The organism is Streptomyces sp. NPDC001890, from assembly GCF_042891445.1.
Classification (GTDB): Bacteria; Actinomycetota; Actinomycetes; order Streptomycetales; family Streptomycetaceae; genus Streptomyces.
On sequence record NZ_JBIATE010000019.1, the window covers coordinates 123031 to 142131 of the forward strand.

A 19101-nucleotide genomic window follows, 5' to 3' on the forward strand; every position below is an offset into this window, starting at 1 on the left:
CGGCGCGTTCTTAGCATCATCGCTGTTACATCAGTTGTGTCATACCGCTGGGGGCTCGATGGCAACGACAGAGCACGGCTCGCACGGCCCGCTGGCAGGGGTGCGGGTGGTCGAACTGGCAGGCATCGGGCCCGGCCCGTTCGCCGCGATGCTCCTGGCCGACCTCGGCGCCGACGTCGTCAGGGTCGACCGGCCCGGCGGTGCGGGGCTGGGCATCGATCCCGCGTACGACCTCACCAACCGCAACAAGCGCTCCGTGCTCGTCGACCTCAAGGCCGAGGACGGAGCCGCCAAGGTGCTCGATCTGATCGAGCGCGCCGACATCCTGATCGAGGGCTACCGGCCGGGCGTCGCCGAACGCCTCGGCGTCGGACCCGACGCAGCCCTGGTCCGCAACCCGCGCCTCGTGTACGGGCGGATGACCGGCTGGGGCCAGGATGGACCGCTCGCCGAACGGGCCGGGCACGACATCGCCTACATCGCGCTCACCGGCACCCTCTCCATGATCGGCAAGCCCGGCGAGCCGCCCACCGTCCCGGCCAATCTCGTCGGCGACTACGCGGGCGGCTCGCTCTATCTCGTCGTCGGCGTGCTCGCCGCCCTCCAGCACGCCCGTACTCCCGGCGGCCGGGGCCAGGTGGTGGACGCGGCGATCGTCGACGGCGCCAGCCATCTCGCCATGATGATCCACGGAATGCTGGCGGCCGGCGGCTGGCAGGACCGGCGCGGCTCCAACCTCCTGGACGGCGGCTGCCCGTTCTACGGCACGTACGAGACCGCCGACGGCCAGTACATGGCGGTCGGGCCGCTGGAGCAGCGGTTCTACGAGGAGTTCGGCCGGCTCCTCGGGATCGGGGACGAGGCTCCGGACCGGGGCGACATCGGCCGGTGGGAGGAACTGCGCACCGTCGTCGCCGACCGGTTCCGCACCCGTACGCGTGCCGAGTGGACCGAGGTGTTCGAGGGATCGGACGCCTGCGTCGCCCCCGTGCTCTCGCTCCGTGAGGCGCCGCACCACCCGCACCTCGCCGCCCGCGCCACCTTCGTCGAGCACGACGGGCTCGTCCAGCCCGCGCCCGCACCGCGCTTCTCCGTGACCCCCGCCTCGGTGCGCGGCGGGCCCGCGCGGCCCGGCGCGGACACCGAGGCCGTCGCCACCGACTGGGACGTACCCGGCCTCGCCGGGCCGTGACCCCCACCGGGCCCGACCGGCCCGGCCCATCCACCCCTTCAGCAACCGGCCCAGGAGGACCCCAGTGCAGCGGCAGATCTTCACCGAGGAGCACGAAGCGTTCCGCGAGACCGTGCGTACCTTCCTCACCAAGGAGGTGCTCCCGCACTACGAGCAGTGGGAGAAGGACGGCATCGTCTCGCGCGAGGCATGGCTCGCGGCCGGCCGGCAGGGGCTGCTGGGCCTCGCCGTGCCCGAGGAGTACGGGGGCGGCGGGAACACCGACTTCCGTTACAGCGCCGTCCTCGCCGAGGAGTTCACCCGGGCCGGCACCCCCGGCCTCGCGCTCGGGCTGCACAACGACATCATCGGCCCCTATCTCACCGGCCTCGGCACCGACGAGCAGAAGCGGCGCTGGCTGCCCGGATTCTGCAGCGGCGAGACCATCACCGCCATCGCCATGACCGAACCCGGCGCGGGCTCCGACCTCCAGGGCATCCGCACCACCGCCGAGGACAAGGGCGACCACTGGCTGCTCAACGGCTCGAAGACCTTCATCTCCAACGGCATCCTCGCCGACCTGGTGGTCGTCGTGGCGAAGACCACCCCCGAAGGCGGCGCGAAGGGGCTCTCGCTGATCGTCGTGGAACGCGGCGCGGAGGGCTTCGAGCGCGGCCGCAACCTCGACAAGATCGGCCAGAAGTCCCAGGACACCGCGGAGCTGTTCTTCAACGACGTCCGTGTGCCCAAGGAGAACCTGCTGGGCGAGCGGGACGGCGCCTTCATCCACCTGATGACCAACCTGGCGCAGGAGCGGATGGGCATAGCGGTCGCCGGGATCGCCGCGGCGGAACACCTGCTGGAGATCACCACGAAGTACGTCAAGGAGCGCGAGGCCTTCGGCAGGCCGCTCTCCAAGCTCCAGCACATCCGGTTCGAGATCGCCGAGATGGCCACCGAGTGCGCCGTCACCCGCACCTTCATCGACCGCTGCATCGTCGACCACTCCGACGGCACGCTCGACGCCGTGCACGCCTCGATGGCCAAGTGGTGGGCCACCGAACTGCAGAAGCGCGCCGCCGACCGCTGTCTCCAACTGCACGGCGGATACGGCTACATGGCGGAGTTCCCGGTCGCCAAGGCATTCACCGACGGCCGCATCCAGACCATCTACGGCGGCACGACCGAGATCATGAAGGAGATCATCGGCCGCTCGCTGCTCGCCTGACCCCGTCGCACAACCACCCTCGAAAGGCTGCTGTCTTGAGTACCGAAGCGTTCGTCTACGACGCGATCCGCACCCCGCGCGGCCGCGGCAAGGCCAATGGCGCCCTGCACGGCACCAAGCCGATCGACCTCGTCGTCGGCCTCATCCACGAAATCCGCAGCCGCTTCCCCGGCCTCGACCCGGCGGCCATCGACGACATCGTCCTCGGCGTGGTCAGCCCGCTCGGCGACCAGGGCTCCGACATCGCCCGGATCGCCGCCATCGCGGCCGGCCTCCCGGACACCGTCGCGGGCGTCCAGGAGAACCGCTTCTGTGCCTCGGGTCTGGAGGCCGTCAACCTGGCCGCCGCCAAGGTCCGTTCGGGCTGGGAGGACCTCGTCCTCGCGGGCGGTGTCGAGTCGATGTCCCGGGTCCCGATGGGCTCCGACGGCGGCGCCTGGGCGATGGACCCGATGACCAGCTTCGAGACCGGCTTCGCCCCGCAGGGCATCGGCGCCGACCTCATCGCCACCATCGAGGGCTTCTCCCGCCGCGACGTCGACGAATTCGCCGCACTCTCCCAGGAACGCGCCGCCGAAGCGTGGAAGGACGGCCGCTTCGCCCGTTCCGTCGTCCCCGTCAAGGACCGCAACGGCCTCGTCGTGCTCGACCGCGACGAGCACATGCGGCCCGGCACCACCGCCGACTCGCTCGCCGCGCTCAAGCCCTCCTTCGCCGCGATCGGCGAGATGGGCGGCTTCGACGCGGTGGCGCTGCAGAAGTACCACTGGGTCGAGAAGATCGACCACGTCCACCACGCGGGCAACTCCTCCGGCATCGTCGACGGCGCCGCGCTCGTCGCGATCGGCAACAAGGAGGTCGGCGAGCGCTACGGGCTCACGCCGCGCGCCCGGATCGTCTCCGCCGCAGTCTCCGGCTCCGAGCCCACCATCATGCTCACCGGCCCCGCGCCCGCCACCCGCAAGGCCCTCGCCAAGGCCGGGCTGACCATCGACGACATCGACCTCGTCGAGATCAACGAGGCGTTCGCCGGAGTCGTGCTCCGCTTCGCCCGGGACATGGACCTCCCGCTCGACAGGATCAACGTCAACGGCGGCGCCATCGCGCTGGGCCACCCGCTCGGCGCCACCGGCGCGATGATCCTCGGCACCCTCATCGACGAACTGGAGCGCCGCGACCAGCGGTACGGCCTCGCCACCCTCTGCGTCGGCGGCGGCATGGGCGTCGCCACCGTCATCGAGCGTCTCTGACCGTCCCCCGGCCATCCCTGCTTACGGAGAAGAACCGCAATGACCGAGAGCACGACCATCCGCTGGGAACAGGACGAGACGGGCGTCGTCACCCTCGTACTCGACGACCCGAACCAGTCCGCCAACACGATGAATCAGGCGTTCAAGGACTCCATCGCGGCCGTCGCCGACCGCGCCGAGGCCGAGAAGGACACCATCCGCGGCATCATCTACACCTCCGCCAAGAAGACCTTCTTCGCGGGCGGCGACCTCAAGGACATGATCAGGATCGGTCCGGAGAACGCCCAGCTGGCCTTCGACACCGGCACCGCCATCAAGAACTCGCTGCGCCGCATCGAGACCCTCGGCATCCCCGTCGTCGCCGCCATCAACGGCGCCGCGCTCGGCGGCGGTTACGAGATCGCGCTCGCCTCGCACCACCGCGTCGCCCTCGACGCCCCCGGCTCCCGGATCGGCCTGCCCGAGGTCACCCTCGGCCTGCTGCCCGCCGGTGGCGGCGTCACCCGCACCGTACGCCTCATGGGCATCGCCGACGCGCTGCTGAAGGTCCTCCTCCAGGGCACCCAGTACACCCCGCGGCGAGCCCTGGAGAACGGCCTGGTCCACGAGGTCGCCGCCACCCGCGAGGAGATGCTCGAAAAGGCCCGCGCCTTCATCGACGCCCACCCCGAGTCCCAGCAGCCCTGGGACGTCAAGGGGTACAGGATCCCCGGCGGTACCCCGTCCAACCCGAAGTTCGCCGCCAACCTGCCGGCCTTCCCGGCCAACCTGAAGAAGCAGCTCGCGGGCGCCCCGATGCCCGCGCCCCGCAACATCCTGGCCGCCGCCGTCGAGGGCTCGCAGGTCGACTTCGAGACCGCGCTGACCATCGAGGCCCGGTACTTCACCGAGCTGGTCACCGGCCAGGTCGCGAAGAACATGATCCAGGCGTTCTTCTTCGACCTCCAGGCCGTCAACTCCGGTGCCAGCCGCCCCAAGGACATCGAGGAGCGCCAGGTCGACAAGGTCGCGGTGCTCGGCGCCGGGATGATGGGCGCCGGCATCGCGTACTCCTGCGCCCGCGCCGGGATCGAGGTCGTCCTCAAGGACGTCTCCACCGAGGCCGCGGCCAAGGGCAAGGCGTACAGCGAGAAGCTGCTCGACAAGGCGCTCTCCCGGGGCCGCACCACCGAGGCCGAGCGCGACGAACTGCTGGCCCGGATCACCCCGACCGGCGACCCGGCCGATCTGGCGGGCTGCGACGCCGTCATCGAGGCCGTCTTCGAGGACACCGCGCTCAAGCACAAGGTGTTCCAGGAGATCCAGGACATCATCGAGCCGGACGCGCTGCTCTGCTCGAACACCTCGACCCTGCCGATCACCGTCCTCGCCGAAGGCGTGGAGCGCCCCGCCGACTTCATCGGGCTGCACTTCTTCTCGCCCGTGGACAAGATGCCGCTGGTCGAGATCATCAAGGGCGAGAAGACCGGCGACGAGGCCCTGGCCCGCGCCTTCGACCTGGTCCGCCGGATCAAGAAGACCCCGATCGTCGTCAACGACTCGCGCGGCTTCTTCACCTCGCGCGTCATCGGCCAGTTCATCAACGAGGGCGTCGCCATGGTCGGCGAGGGCGTCGAGCCCGCCTCCGTCGAGCAGGCCGCCGCACAGTCCGGGTACCCGGCCAAGGTGCTCTCGTTGATGGACGAGCTGACGCTCACCCTGCCCCGCAAGATCCGCAACGAGACGAAGCGGGCCGTCGAGGAGGCCGGTGGCACCTGGCCCGGACACCCGGCGGACGCGGTCATCGACCGGATGGTCGACGAGTTCGGCCGGCCGGGACGCAGCGGTGGCGCGGGCTTCTACGAGTACGACGAGAGCGGCAAGCGCACCCGCCTGTGGCCCGGACTGCGGGAGCACTTCACGAAGGCCGACGCCGACATCCCCTTCGTCGACATGAAGGAGCGGATGCTGTTCTCCGAGGCGCTGGACAGCGTCCGCTGCCTGGAGGAGAACGTCCTGATCACCGTCGCCGACGCCAACATCGGCTCCATCATGGGCATCGGCTTCCCGCCGTGGACCGGCGGCGTGCTCCAGTACATCAACGGGTACGAGGGCGGCCTGCCCGGCTTCGTCGCCCGCGCCCGGGAACTCGCCGAGCGGTACGGCGACCGCTTCCTGCCGCCCGCGCTGCTCGTGGAGAAGGCCGAGAAGGGCGAGACCTTCCACGACTGAGCCCCACGGCCGGCGCCCGCCCCGCGGGCCGCGTTCACTCTGCCGTGAACGCGGCCCGCAGCTCCTGCTTCAACGACCGCTGGAACGCGGTCACCAGCGCCTGGATCACCATCGGCTGCATATGGGCCGACAGCGACTTCATCGCCGCCACGTGCTCGGGGTCCGACTCCCGCTCCCGGTACGGCCCCCACACCTCGTCCCGGAACAGCCGGGTCAGCTCCTGCGCGGCGGACCGGGAGTGTTCCAGCAGCACCGTGCGGGCGGCCAGGATCGTCTCGTGGGCGATGGGCACGCCGAGCAGTTCGACCCCGAGCCGCAGCAGCCCCGGATCCACCCGGTAGCTGCCGTCGACCGGCTCCGCGTGCTCCAGCACCCCCATCGCGGCCAGCCGCGCGATGTCCTGCTCGCTCAGCGCCCGGCCGGCCCGCCGCTCCAGCTCCGCCCGCGTCGCGTCCTCCGCCGAGTCCGGTGCCCAGGAGGCCACCAGCGCACGGTGGATCGCCAGGTCGTGGGCGCTCAGATCCGGCGGGAGCTGCTCCAGATAGCGTTCGATCGCGGCCAGCGTCATGCCCTGGTGCTGGAGCTCCTCGATGAGCGCGAGCCGGGACAGGTGCTCGTGGCCGTAGTGCCCGACCCGTCGCGGCCCGATCACCGGGGGCGGCAGCAGGCCCCGGGTGCTGTAGAAACGCACGGTGCGTACCGTGACACCGGCGCGTGCCGCCAGCTCGTCGACGGTGAGCGTCGGCTCCTCGGTCCCGGTCGCCATCTCTGCTCCTCGTGTCCGGCCCTGAGGGCGAGCGGCTGAACGCGCGGCCCACCCCGGTGCAACAGTATTGCTGTCTCACCAGTGATGTGAAAGTGCCTGGTTGTCAGAGGTGCGACCTAGCCTGGTGCCATGTCCGAGATCACGTACGTACAGGGGGACGCGACGGCGCCCCACGGCCAGGGCGTCAAGCTGATCGTCCACGTCTGCAACGACCTGGGCGGCTGGGGCAAGGGATTCGTCCTGGCGCTCTCGCGTCGCTGGCCCGGACCCGAAGCGGCCTACCGCCGGTGGCACCGGGAGCGCGCGGGCAATGACTTCGCCCTCGGCGCGGTGCAGTTCGTGCAGGTGAGCCCGTACATCTGGGTGGCGAACATGGTGGGCCAGCGGGGGATGCGCAGGGGCAGCAACGGGGTCCCGGTGCGTTACGAGGCGATCGACACGGGGCTGGACGCGGTGGCCGGGCGGGCCCGCGAGCTGGGGGCCTCGGTCCACATGCCGCGGATCGGCTGCGGGCTCGCGGGCGGGAAGTGGTCCCGGGTGGAACCCCTGATAGAGAAGCGGCTGACCGGCCGGGGCATACCGGTGACGGTCTACGACTTCGACTGAGGGCTGTCGGCGTCCCCGGGGGCCTCGGCCTGCGGAAATCCGCCGGATAGCCTGACCCCGGCCGACGGGCGGCAGGAAGAGGGGTGGGTCCGGTGGAGGGTGCCGAGGCGGGGCGCGAAGAGCCCGCACGTCCCGATGCCGTCGCGCCGGGCGGCCCGGTGGACGGGGAGCTGCTGACCCTGCTCGGCCTCGGACCGGACGAGGACGCGGTCTACCGGCTGCTGGTGGACCGCCCCGACAGTGAACCGGACGCGTTCACGGGCCCGTTGGACCGCTCGGCGGTGACACGTGTCCTCGGCTCGCTCGTCGACCGCGGGCTCGTCAGTGCCGCCCTGCCGGAAGGGGACGGCACCGTCCGGTACCGGGCCGCCTCGCCCGTCCTCGCGCTCGGGCCGCTCCTGGAAGCCCGCCGGTCCGCGCTGCACCGGGTCGAGTCGCTGGTGGGGGACCTCACCGAACGCCACCGCGCCGCGCAGTCGCACGCGTCGGGTGCGCCGGTGGAGGTGCTGTCCGGTCCGGCGGCGATCCGGCGGCGCCTGCTGACCATGCAGCGCCAGGCCAGGAGCGAGGTGTGCACCCTGGTGCCGACCAGGCGGGTGCCCGCGGTGCTCAGCTTCGAGGACAACCACGAAGAGGTCGACTCCGAGATGATGCGGCGCGGGGTGACCGTGCGCAGCGTCGTCGAACGGGAATGGCTGGAGCATCCGGCGACCGGGGCCCTGCTGGCCTCCTGCGTCGCCCAGGGCCAGCACATCTCCGTCACGGACCGGCTGCCGATCAAGCTCGCCATCGTGGACCGCCGTGTCGCGCTGCTGCCCCTCTATCCCGAGCGCGAGGCGGAACCGGTGGCGCTCGTCGTGCACCGGACGGGTCTGCTCACCGCCCTGGTCTCGCTCTTCGAGGAGCACTTCGACAAGGGCTGGCGGCTGAACGCCTCCGGTACGGAGGGGGAGAACGAGGCCCCGGTCGCGGCGGTCGACCGGCAGATCGTGGCCCTCCTGCACGTCGGCCTGACCGACGCGGCCATAGCCCGCCAGCTGGGCATGGGCCACCGCACCGTCCAGCGGCGGCTGCACGCGCTGATGGACGAAGTGGGCGCGGCGACCCGCTTCCAGCTCGGCTGGTACGCCGCACGCGCCGGATGGCTGCCCCATGATTCGGGCAACTCGCCTACTGCTGAGTACTCCTGAGGCGTAATTACGCCACGGCACTTTCGCGCCAGCTCCATCCCTTGTTCGCACAACCGCCCATGGCGAACGATCAGCACGTCAACGCCCGGGGCCCCGACGGCCCGGGCGCAGGTGTGCGATGGGGAGGTTCCGTGAGACGAACGAGCGTGCTGCGGATGCTGGCGACCGGCGTGGTCGCCGCCGCGACCGGCGCGACGCTGCTGGCCGCGCCGGCCTGGGCGGACGACACCGCCGCGGCGCAGACGACGGACCCGGTGGGTGTCGCCCCGGCGATGACGCAGGGCCTGGACAGGACCGCCCGCGAGGGCACCCCGGCCGAGGCCGCGCGGGCCCACATCAAGGCCCATGAGGACACGTACAAGGTTCCGGTCTCCGACCTCAGGACGGTGAGGACCACCAAGGACGGCAAGCAGTCCTCGGTGCGTTTCCAGCAGAAGCACGACGGCGTCCCGGTCTTCGGCGCCGAGTACGCGGTGCAGACCCAGGCCGCGGACGGCGGTCAGCAGGTCACCTCCGCGACCGGCACGCTCTACACGGACCTCACCGTCTCCACCACGCCGAAGGTGAGCGAAGCCACCGCGAAGCAGCGGATGTTCACGCTCGACCGCGGCCTGTCGGGCGTGCAGGGCGCGAAGACCGAGGCACACGGTCTGTCCGTGCTGCCCGACGCCCAGGGCGGCAGGCTGGCCTGGCACTTCACGGTCACCGGCGGCAAGGCGAACGGCAGCCCGGTGCGCCAGGAGGTGTACGTGGACGCCCGGGTGGGCGGCATCGCGCTCTCGTACAACAACATCGACGCGGCCGACGCGTCGCCCGCGCAGGGGACCGGCGTACGCGTCGACGGCACCGAGGCGAAGCTGGACGTCAACAAGGAGGCGGACGGCTCGTACACGCTCGTCGACTCCACGCGCGCCATGTACCCGCAGACCGGCGGCCAGATCCGTACGTACGACGCGAACCGCAAGCAGTACACGGACGTCGCGGGCGGCCCGGTCACCGACGACATCCGGCTGGGCACATCGGCGAGCGACCGTTTCGACGGCGCCAACACCGCCTCGGGCGCGGTCGACGCGCACCTGAACGCGGCGAAGGTGTACGAGTACTACAAGAACCAGATCGGCCGCGACGGCGTCGACGGCAAGGGCGGCACGATCTACTCCGTCGTCAACGTCGCCGCGAACGGCAAGGACTACGCCAACGCCTTCTGGGACGGCTCCAAGATGGTCTACGGCCACATGGACGGCGTACCGCTCTCCGTCGGCCTGGACGTCGTAGGCCACGAGATGACGCACGGTGTCACCGAGCACTCCGCCGGACTCGTCTACCTCAACCAGTCGGGCGCCCTCAACGAGGCGATATCCGACTACTTCGGCAACGCCATGGAGACCGCCGACAAGGGCGTCGCGATGAGCGACCCGACGTCCGGCCTCATCGGGGAGTACCTCTGCAACGGCACCAAGCCGCTGGAGGAGTGCGCCCTGCGCGACCTGAACGACGGGCGCAACGCACAGAAGGACTACGAGCCCATCACGCTCGACATCGACAACGGCGGGGTGCACTACAACTCCACCATCGTCGGCGGCGCGCTGTGGGACATGCGCAAGAACCTCGACAGCAAGCTCGCCGACCGGATCGTCTACCGGTCCGCGCAGAACTACCTCACCCCGCTGTCCGGCTTCACCGACATGCGCAACGCGGTCCTTCTCGCGGCCAAGTCCCTGAACGTCTCGAATGCCGATCTCGCTGTCATCACCAAGGCCTTCGACGACCACGGCATCGAGACCGGCTGGGAGAAGAAGGGCGGCACGCACGACGGCACCACCATAGGCGCCGACATCCTGCCCGCCTACGAGGTCTACGGCGGCGTCGACGAGCAGGCCGCCCAGATCAACGGCGACGTCTACGCCATCAGCCACGGCGACGCCATCGCCTGGGACCAGGGCAGCGCCGCCTTCGGCATCACCGTGGGCCGCTTCAGCAAGGAGCCGCAGCACGAACTGGCCCAGAAGGACGCCTACCTGCTCGACCCCTCCCTGGACGACGACCGCATCGCCTTCACCCGTATCACCGCCGACGGCATCGGCATCTACCGGGCCGGCGAGAAGGGCCAGGGCGCGATCAAGAAGCTGGTGGACCGCCCGGACGCCGACGAGACCGAGCCGGTCACCGAGAACGGCGCGCTCGCCTACATCAGCACCACCGCCGACGGCGAGCAGGACGTCATGCTCCGCAAGGCCGACGGCACCACGGTCGACGTGACCCCGGAGGCAGGCACCAAGGCCAGCCACCTCGCCATGAAGAACGGCCGGATCGCCTGGGCCGGCGGGGACGGCACCTGGGTGTACGTGTACGACATCGCGAAGGAGACCACGCAGAAGAAGCGGATCACCGGCTTCATCTTCGACTACGTCTCCGACATCCAGCTGACCTCGGACCGTGTCTTCTGGCGGGAGACGGGCGGTTTCCTGATTCCGTCCTCGAAGTTCGTGTCGGCTCCGCTCGACGACCTGTCCAAGGCGGCGACGCTGCGCTACCCGTCGAGCATCTACCTCGCCCAGTTCTCGGTGAACGACGAGTACTTCGCCTACTCCACGTACGACTTCTGGGGAGCGCTCGGCTCCTGGAACGGGCCGACGAAGGTGAAGGTCTCCAAGACCGCCGACGTGGTCGCGGGGGTCAACAACTTCTCCCGCGTCTCCTGCTCCTCCGGCTCCCAGCTGGCCCCGTCGCTCGGTGACGGCCAGCGCGTCGCCTGGCTGGACACGACCGCGGCGGCCACCGACGTGGTGACCCGCGAGACGTTCGCCGGGACCTGCGAGTAGTACCCCCGGCCAGGACACCGCACCTTCGGCAGGGCGCCCACCGGACTCCGGTGGGCGCCCTGCCCGCTTAGGGTGGGGCGGACGCGGCGGAACGGGAGAGGGCCCATGACGGCACGGAGCACCGACGAGACAGGGCTGGCCCTGGCGCTGCGCACGGCGCCGCCCTCCGACGCGCTGAGCGAGCAGATCCTGGACGCCGCGCGCGAGCAGTTCACGACCTTCGGGCTGCGGCGCTCCACCGTCGACGACGTCGCCAAGCGCGCCGGGGTCTCGCGGGTGACCGTGTACCGGAGGATCGGCAACAAGGACAGCCTGGTCTCCGCCTGTCTGCTGCGCGAGTACCGCCGCTTCGTCGTGGAGGTGGACGGCGCCGTGGCCGCGCTGCCGACCACACAGGACCGGCTCGTCGAGGGCTTCGCCGCGGTGCTCCGGCACATCCGCGAGCATCCGCTCGTCGGCGGTCTGCTGAGGCTGGAGCCCGAGACGATGCTGCCGTTCCTGACCCTGGAGAGCGGGCCGGCCTTCCTCGCCATCCGCGAGTACCTGGCCGACCGGCTGCGGGACGCCCGGCGCGCGGAGGGCCGGCCGGCCAGCGATCCGACCCCGGTCGCCGAACTGATGGTGCGGATCACCGTCTCCTTCCTCCTCAACCCCGTCAGCTGTTTCGAGCTCGACGACGACACCCAGGTGCGGGAGTTCGCCCGTCGCTATCTGGTGCCGCTGCTCGCTGCCGGGTAGCGCCACCGGCGTGACCGCCCTTCTCGCCGCCCTTCTCGCCGTCCCTCTCGTCGGGCAGGGGTTCCACGGGGCGGCTGCCGGCCCAGTGCGGTCCCAGGTCGTCGAGCCGCCAGCCGAAGGGGTACGAACGGGGCCGCGGGCGCGCGGGAAACCCGCGTGGCCGGGCCGGCAGTCCACGGACACAACGGGCGCGCAGCCGCAGGGCCGCCGACGCCGAGGCCCGCACCCACCGCGGCTGCGGCCGGAAGCCCAGCGCCGCCAGCAGCGGCTCGTCCAGCACCCCGAGCGCGAACCTCGCCACCAGGGGCCGCAGCGGTCGCGGGTACCAGCTCGCGATCACCCGGAACGTGGCGTTCGCCACCCGCCGGTTCGCCGGGTCGTACGCGAACATCCGCTCCTCGTAGGAGTCGAGGAGCCGCTCGAACCCCTCGTACGTGTCGGGCACCCCCTCGATGCCCATCATCGCCCCCGTCTTCCGGCCGGCCTCCACCAGTGCCTGGACCTCCTGGGCGCACAGGGGACGCCAGCCGAACCGGTCGATCCAGCGTTTCGGCCCCACGACCGTGGTCGCGAGGACGTAGCGGAAGTCGTCGTTCGGGATCCGGTACCTCCCGTGGATCCGGTTGAGGTGACGCGCGGCAGCCCGTCCGCGCTCCGAATCGAAGCCGTCGACGGCCATCTCGTACGCGATCAGCACCGTGTCGTCGTACCGCTTCTGCCCGGCCCGTTCGAACTCCTGGGTCCGGTCGAGGAGCACGGAGATCCGGGGAACGCCGTAGTCCCGGAGGAAGGCGACGCTCACCCCCTGCCGGTAGTCCCAGGGGAACTCGTACTGGGACATCAGCCGAAGGATCTCGGCGTAGTCGCGTGCCGGATCCATCCGGCGTATCTCGTGCAGGCGGCTGTATCGGCCCATCGTGCGCCCTCCTGTCCGTGTGGCCGACTCCCTGTGGGCCCGCTTCCATGGGTTGTCGCTGCGCGACGGGCCAACTCGCCTGATCCACAAGTGATATGACGTGCCGTCGGGTGCGGGAGTCAAAGTTACAAATACTATCGACTTGTTTCACGAGTCACGTCAACACCACCGACTGCCGGGGATACGGCGGGGTGGGGCGGGGGGCCGGTGCGCGGGGCTCCCGGGGCGCTCGCATACTGGATCACGCAGGGACCGGGCGCCGAGCCGTGCGCCCGCCGACCGTCGGGAGCACCGTATGCACAGCGAACCGGCCAGGGGCGCCGACCCCGCACCGCCCCCGCCCGGCGGTGTGCTGTGGAGCCTCTCGGGCGACATCCGGGCCCTGCTGATGCTGCCCGCCGCGCTCACCCTCCAGGTGGCCCACCCGGCGGTCGGCGCCGGGGTCGACGAACACTCCGTCTTCCGCACCGACCCCTGGGGGCGCGGCGAGAGGTCCCTGCGCTCGCTCCAGCTCTGGGTGTACGGGGGCGAGGCGGCGGCGGAGGAGGGGCGCAGGCTGCGCGTACTGCACCGCACCATCCAGGGCACCGACACCCGGGGGCGCCGCTACCACGCGCTGTCACCGGAGAACTACGCCTGGGTGCACGCCACCGGCTTCCCGGTCTACCAGCACGGCGCGCGCTATCTCGTCCGGCCGCTCACCGCGGCACAGGAACGCGCCCTGTACCGGGAGTGGCTCCAGGTCGGCAGGATCCTCGGCATCCACGACCGGGACATGCCGCAGACGATCGAGGAGTTCTGGCCGTACTACCGGAAGGTGCTCGCCGAGGAGATCGAGGCGACCGCGGTCGTCGAGGACCTGGTCGCCACCGATCGTCCCGTACCGCCGCCGGACCGTGGGCCGCTGCCGCTCAGGCTGCTGCTGAGGGTGCTGTGGCCGGTGCTGTTCCCGCCGCTGGCCCGGTTCCGGCGCTTCGTCACCATCGGACTGATGCCGCCGGACGCGCGGGAGGCCATCGGGCTGGAGTGGACGCAGGAGCAGGAGCGCGCACTGCGGCGGTTCTGCGGGGTGGTGCGGCGGGTGGTGCCCGTGCTCCCCGAGCGGCTGCGCTATCTGCCGTACGCGCGCAGGGCACGGGCGGCCCACCGCCATGGCCTCCGCGGCCGGCAGGCTCTCAGGCGGAGGCCCGGCGCACCAGCTCGGTCGGCGTGATCACCGACTCCCGCTCGTCGCCCCCGGCCTCGCCGTCGAGCCGGCTCATCAGCATCCGTACCATCAAGCGGCCCATGCCCTCCACGTCCTGACGGACCGTCGTCAACGGCGGATCGGTGGCCTCGGCTATCGAGGCCATGTCGTCGAAGCCGACCAGGGCCACGTCCTTCGGCACCACGCGACCGCGCTCGCGCAGCACCCGCAGGGCGCCCGAGGCCATCAGGTCGTTGGCGGCGAAGACCGCGTCCAGGCCGGGCCGGCGGTCGAGCAGTCGTGCCATCGCCCGCGCACCGCCCTCCACGGTGAAGTCGCCGTCCGCCAGCAGGGCCGGATCGGCGTCGGGCAGCACATCGCGGTAGCCGTCGACCCGGTCCAGGGCCGAGGTCTGGTCGCGCGGTCCGGCGATGTGCGCGATCCTCCGGCGCCCGAGGGCGACGAGATGGCGTACGGCCGCGGCCGCGCCGCCGCGGTTGTCGCAGTCGACGTATGGGACGGCCGGTTCGGACGCGGCGCCCGGCCGGCCCGGACGGCCGCCGTAGACCGCGGGCACCTTGAACCTGCGGATGATCGCGGGGAGTTCGTCGCCGGTGTGCAGCGAGAACGCCAGTGCGCCGTCCACATGGCCGCCCGCCAGATAGCGGGCGATCCGGTCGAAGTCCCCGCTGCCCTCCACCAGGAGCAGCACCAACTGGGAGTCGTGCAGGGTCAGTTCACGGCTGATGCCGCGGATCTGCCGGGAGAAGAAGGGGTCGGAGAAGATCCGGAACTCCGGCTCGTCGATGATCACGGCGACCGCGCCGTTGCGCCGGGTGACCAGGGTGCGGGCGGCGTGGTTCGGTACGTAGCCGAGCTCCTCGACCGCCTTGCGCACCCGGTCCACCAGCGGTTCGCGTACCCCGGCCCCGCCGTTCACCACCCGGGAGACCGTCGCCCGGGAGACCCCGGCACGGGCCGCCACGGCTTCCAGGGTGGGGCGGGCGTCGCGATCGGCATCGTGGGACGGACCGGGCAAGGGACGCTCCTCGTACACGCGGGATCGGGCCGGAGGCGGCCGGAGCCGTCAGCCTAACCGGCGCCCCCGGCCCGCCGCCGGGCACCACCGCCCCCCCACCAGGGGGAAGGGGCGGCGCTGCCCGGACCGGTCAGCGGTGCTCGTGCACGGAGTTCGTGGCCGCGATCTTCTTCCACGAGGCGGGCCGGGCGGGCTGCGCGGCGGCGTCCGGGGCGTACGTCCTGGCCGCCGCCGGGGCCCCGGGCCGCGTCGGCTGGAACAGCCAGGTGTCGAAGAAGGCGGCGAGCGGCTTGCCCGAGACCCGCTCCGCGTACGCGACGAAGTCGCTCACGCTCGCGTTCCCGTACGCGTGCTCCGCGGGCCAGCCCTTCAGCAGCGCGAAGAACGTCTCGTCGCCCAGCTCGTCGCGCAGCGCCTGGAGCGCCAGCGCCCCCCGGTCGTAGACGGCCGCGTCGAACTGGTTGTCGGGACCCGGGTCGCCCGGCTTCACCTTCCAGAAGGGGTCGTCGGCCGGGTGCAGGGAGTAGACGTAGTCCGCCAGTTCCTGCGCGGTTCCCTCGCCCTCCTTCTCCGACCACAGCCACTGGCTGTACCGGGCGAAGCCCTCGTTGATCCAGATGTCCTTCCAGCCCTTGAGGGACACGCTGTCGCCGTACCACTGGTGCGCCAGCTCATGGACGACGACCGAGACATTGGCACCGTTGGCGAACTGCTTCGGGCTGTAGAACGGCCTGGTCTGGGTCTCCAGCGCGAATCCGCTCGTCACATTGGGGGAGTAGCCGCCGAGCGCCTCGAAGGGGTACGGACCGAAGACCTCGGTCAGCCACTCGGCGACCTCGGTGGTCCGCTCGATGCTGGCGCGGGCCGCACCGGCGTTGGCGCCGAGGTCCTTGCTGTACGCGTTGACGACCGGCAGCCCGTCCGCGGTGGTGTCCGTGGTGATGTCGAACCTGCCGACCGCGAGCGTCGTCAGATACGTCGCCTGCGGCCGGGCGGAGCGCCAGTTGAAGCGGGTCCAGCCGAGCTTCGAACTCTGCGACTGGAGCGTGCCGTTGCTGATCGCCTGGGTGCCGTCCGGGACGGAGACGGAGATGTCGTACGTCGCCTTGTCCAGCGGGTGGTCGTTGCTGGGGAACCACCACGCGGCCGACTCCGGTTCCTGGGCGGCCACCGCGCCGTCCGGGGTGCGGACCCAGGACGTCCAGCCGTTGATCTTCACTTCGGAGGGCTTCCCGGCGTACCGCACGACCACCGAGACGTCCTTGCCCTTCGCCAGTGGGGCGGCCGGGGTGATCTCCAGCTCCTGCTCGCCGTTCTTCACATGGCCGGCCTTCCTGCCGTTCACCCGCACCTCGGAGACGTCCAGCCCGAAGTCCAGGTTGAAACGGGAGAGTTCCTCGGTGGTCGTGGCGAGGATCGTCGCCGTGCCCTCCAGCAGATCGGTCGAGGGCTGGTACTTCAGCCGCAGGTCGTAGTGGGACACGTCGTAGCCGCCGTTGCCACTGGCCGGGTAGTAGGCGTCGCCGATGCCCGGGGCGCCCACGGTGCCTTCGGCGGCCGAGGCCGGGATCGCCAGCAGCAGGGAGGCCGCGATTGCGCTCGGGACGATGAATCTGCGGTGCACGGAATGCTCCAAGTCGTCGGGCGAGTGATCTTTCGAACCGTCAGGGTGATCTTTCGAACCGTCGTGCCGAGACTATTCAGCGACTGCCGCAACAGGGGTGTCCATGGCCGCAGCTGTCACACGATCGCCATTCGGCCGCCACTCCCGGCCGTCCGCTTTGCGCCATGATCATGCCATTCCGGTCGCTGATCGCCCTCTGTCGCCCGGGTGTTGGCCGGGGTACCTTCCGCCCATGCCGATTCGTGCGCTGGGCCCCCGTTCGAGGTACAGATCGCTGGTGGTGGCGGCCGTCGCCGCCCTGATGGCCGTCCTGCTCCCACCCGTGGGCGCCCAGGGCGCGAGCCCCGGGAAGGAGCGGCCGCCGAAGAGCGAACCCGTCTACTCGTACGGGGACGCCGTCCGTGAATCGGTCTGGGTCGACACCGGACTGGACGGCGACGGGGACGGGCGCGGCGACCGCGTCGCCGCCGACATCGTCCGGCCGCGCGAACCCGCCCGGCAGGGCCGGAAGATCCCTGTGATCATGGACGCCAGCCCGTACTACTCCTGCTGCGGACGCGGCAACGAGAGCCAGCTCAAGACCTACGACGCCGACGGCCGGCCCGTGCAGTTCCCGCTCCACTACGACAACTACTTCGTGCCGCGCGGCTACGCCTTCGTCGCCGTCGATCTGGCCGGAACCAACCGCTCAGACGGCTGCGTCGATGTCGGCGGCCGCTCGGACGTGCAGTCCGCCAAGGCCGTCATTGACTGGCTCAACGGCCGCGCCCGCGCCTACACCACCCGCACCGGCGACGCCCGTGCCTCGGCCGGCTGGTCCAACGGCCGCACCGGAATGATCGGCAAGAGCTACGACGGCACCGTCGCCAACGGAGTCGCGGCGACCGGTGTCGAAGGGCTGCGCACCATCGTGCCGATCGGCGCCATCTCCTCCTGGTACGACTACTACTTCGCCCAGGGCGCACCGCTCTACGACAGCGGCCCCGACTGGCTCTCCGGCTACGTGGAGAGCCCCGGGGCGCGCGACCGCTGCGCCGCCGTCCAGCAGCGGCTGGTCGACGGGGCGCCGCGCACCGGTGACTGGACGGGGCTGTGGACCGGGCGCGACTACGTGAAGGACGCCCGCAAGGTGCGTGCCAGCGTCTTCGCCGTGCACGGCATGCAGGACCTCAACGTCCGTACCAAGCACCTCGGCCAGTGGTGGGACGCGCTCGCGGACCAGGGCGTGGAGCGGAAGATCTGGCTCTCCCAGACCGGACACGTCGACCCGTTCGATTTCCGGCGCGCCGCCTGGGTCGACACGCTGCACCGCTGGTTCGACCACTACCTCCTGGGCTACGACAACGGCATCGACCGTGAGTCGATGGCCGACATCGAACGCCACCCCGACCAGTGGTCCACCGACCGCGTCTGGCCGCCCCGCACCACCCGGGCCACCACCGTGCGCCCGGGTACCGGCGACGCGCCGGGCGTCGGCACCCTGGCCCTGAAGCCCGCCCGTCCCGGCGCCACCGAGACGTTCACCGACGATCCGGCGCAGGACGAGACCCGGTGGGCCGACGACCTGGACCGGACCACGAGCGCCAAGGCCGGGTTCCGCACCGCCCCGCTCACCACCGATCTGAGGCTCTCCGGCTCGTCCGCGGTGACCGTCACCGCCACCCCGACCACGACGACCGCCCATCTCTCCGCGGTCCTCGTGGACCTCGGCCCCGCCACCATCCGCGACTACGGCTCCTCCGGCGAGGGCATCAGCACCCTCACCACCCGCAGCTGCTGGGGCGCGAGCACCACCGGGGACAGTTCCTGCTTCAAGGAGACCGAGGCCCGGACCACCACTGTCGACCGGACCGTGGTCAGCCGCGGCTGGGCCGACCTCGGCACGTACGCCGACGCGCACCGGGGCCGCCCCCTCACCCCGGGCCGGGCCGTCACGCTCACCATCGACCTGGCGGCCACCGACCACGTCGTCCCGGCCGGACACCGCCTCGCCCTGATCGTCGCCGGCACCGACCGGTACCTCATCGACCCGCCGGACTCCACGCCCACCCTCACCCTCGACCTGGCCCGCACCTTCGCGAAGCTGCCGCTCGTCGGCGGCACCGATGCCTTCGTACGGGCCACCGAGGGCTCCGGGGCGGCCACGGCCACGCCCCGGGCGGACGGCGTACGGGGCGTCACCCCGCCGCGGCCCGCCGCCCGCGTACCGGGCGGCAGCCACCCGTAACGGACCGCCCGGCCGCGAACGGCCCTTCCCGAGAGGGGCCCTTCGCACCGCTTGTTGGTCCACGGGAGTGAGCGCTGCGTGTGGTACTGCCTACGGAGAGCGAACACATTGCTTCCGTGAAAGGTGC

The 19101-nt window shown here is 71.2% G+C and carries 14 protein-coding genes; 10 read left to right on the plus strand and 4 right to left on the minus strand.

From position 1 onward, the window contains the following. The first annotated feature begins 58 nt into the window (after positions 1 to 58). From ACFYY1_RS32715 to ACFYY1_RS32730, 4 genes are all read left to right on the plus strand, one after another. Positions 59 to 1192: a CaiB/BaiF CoA transferase family protein gene (locus ACFYY1_RS32715; RefSeq protein ID WP_388591995.1), complete on the plus strand. Its 1134-nt coding sequence runs from the start codon at positions 59 to 61 to the stop codon at positions 1190 to 1192. 64 nt (positions 1193 to 1256) lie between these two features. Then, on the plus strand, positions 1257 to 2399 hold the full coding sequence (locus tag ACFYY1_RS32720) for an acyl-CoA dehydrogenase family protein (RefSeq protein ID WP_388591997.1): 1143 nt from the start codon (positions 1257 to 1259) through the stop codon (positions 2397 to 2399). A 35-nt stretch (positions 2400 to 2434) separates the two neighbouring features. Continuing rightward, positions 2435 to 3649 carry an acetyl-CoA C-acetyltransferase gene (locus ACFYY1_RS32725; RefSeq protein ID WP_388591998.1) on the plus strand — a complete coding sequence of 405 codons (1215 nt, stop codon included), beginning with the start codon at positions 2435 to 2437 and terminating at the stop codon, positions 3647 to 3649. Between the two features lie 39 nt (positions 3650 to 3688). Further along, the gene (locus ACFYY1_RS32730; protein ID WP_388592000.1) at positions 3689 to 5860 is read left to right on the plus strand and encodes a 3-hydroxyacyl-CoA dehydrogenase NAD-binding domain-containing protein; all 2172 of its coding nucleotides are present in this window, start codon (positions 3689 to 3691) and stop codon (positions 5858 to 5860) included. A gap of 34 nt (positions 5861 to 5894) precedes the next feature. On the opposite strand, the gene ACFYY1_RS32735 is transcribed toward ACFYY1_RS32730, so the two are convergent. Further along, positions 5895 to 6626 (minus strand): MerR family transcriptional regulator, encoded by a 732-nt coding sequence (locus ACFYY1_RS32735; protein WP_388592002.1) that lies wholly within the window; start codon positions 6624 to 6626, stop codon positions 5895 to 5897. Between the two features lie 129 nt (positions 6627 to 6755). Here ACFYY1_RS32735 and ACFYY1_RS32740 point away from each other — a divergent pair, with 129 nt between their 5' ends. The 4 genes from ACFYY1_RS32740 to ACFYY1_RS32755 all read left to right on the plus strand — a co-directional run bounded on the left by ACFYY1_RS32740 (position 6756) and on the right by ACFYY1_RS32755 (position 11982). Then, positions 6756 to 7232 carry a macro domain-containing protein gene (locus ACFYY1_RS32740; protein WP_388592004.1) on the plus strand — a complete coding sequence of 159 codons (477 nt, stop codon included), beginning with the start codon at positions 6756 to 6758 and terminating at the stop codon, positions 7230 to 7232. A gap of 83 nt (positions 7233 to 7315) precedes the next feature. Further along, positions 7316 to 8422, plus strand: a complete 1107-nt coding sequence (locus tag ACFYY1_RS32745) for a helix-turn-helix transcriptional regulator (protein ID WP_388592006.1) — start codon at positions 7316 to 7318, stop codon at positions 8420 to 8422. 131 nt (positions 8423 to 8553) lie between these two features. After that, complete coding sequence (locus tag ACFYY1_RS32750) at positions 8554 to 11244, plus strand: M4 family metallopeptidase (protein WP_388592008.1); 2691 nt, start codon at positions 8554 to 8556, stop codon at positions 11242 to 11244. A 105-nt stretch (positions 11245 to 11349) separates the two neighbouring features. After that, positions 11350 to 11982, plus strand: coding sequence for a TetR/AcrR family transcriptional regulator (locus ACFYY1_RS32755; RefSeq protein WP_388592010.1), 633 nt, complete (start codon positions 11350 to 11352; stop codon positions 11980 to 11982). Here ACFYY1_RS32755 and ACFYY1_RS32760 read toward each other — a convergent pair. Then, positions 11900 to 12898 carry an oxygenase MpaB family protein gene (locus tag ACFYY1_RS32760; protein ID WP_388592012.1) on the minus strand — a complete coding sequence of 333 codons (999 nt, stop codon included), beginning with the start codon at positions 12896 to 12898 and terminating at the stop codon, positions 11900 to 11902. The genes ACFYY1_RS32755 and ACFYY1_RS32760 overlap by 83 nt on opposite strands. A 295-nt stretch (positions 12899 to 13193) precedes the next feature. Here ACFYY1_RS32760 and ACFYY1_RS32765 point away from each other — a divergent pair, with 295 nt between their 5' ends. Then, the gene (locus ACFYY1_RS32765; protein ID WP_388592014.1) at positions 13194 to 14111 is read left to right on the plus strand and encodes an oxygenase MpaB family protein; all 918 of its coding nucleotides are present in this window, start codon (positions 13194 to 13196) and stop codon (positions 14109 to 14111) included. Here ACFYY1_RS32765 and ACFYY1_RS32770 read toward each other — a convergent pair. Both ACFYY1_RS32770 and ACFYY1_RS32775 read right to left on the minus strand, forming a co-directional pair. Continuing rightward, on the minus strand, positions 14074 to 15123 hold the full coding sequence (locus tag ACFYY1_RS32770; protein WP_388592016.1) for a LacI family DNA-binding transcriptional regulator: 1050 nt from the start codon (positions 15121 to 15123) through the stop codon (positions 14074 to 14076). The genes ACFYY1_RS32765 and ACFYY1_RS32770 overlap by 38 nt on opposite strands. A 130-nt stretch (positions 15124 to 15253) precedes the next feature. After that, positions 15254 to 16747 (minus strand): M1 family metallopeptidase, encoded by a 1494-nt coding sequence (locus ACFYY1_RS32775; protein ID WP_388592018.1) that lies wholly within the window; start codon positions 16745 to 16747, stop codon positions 15254 to 15256. A gap of 232 nt (positions 16748 to 16979) precedes the next feature. On the opposite strand from ACFYY1_RS32775, the gene ACFYY1_RS32780 reads away from it, so the two are divergent. Next, complete coding sequence (locus tag ACFYY1_RS32780; RefSeq protein ID WP_388592019.1) at positions 16980 to 18974, plus strand: Xaa-Pro dipeptidyl-peptidase; 1995 nt, start codon at positions 16980 to 16982, stop codon at positions 18972 to 18974. Positions 18975 to 19101 lie beyond the last annotated feature (127 nt).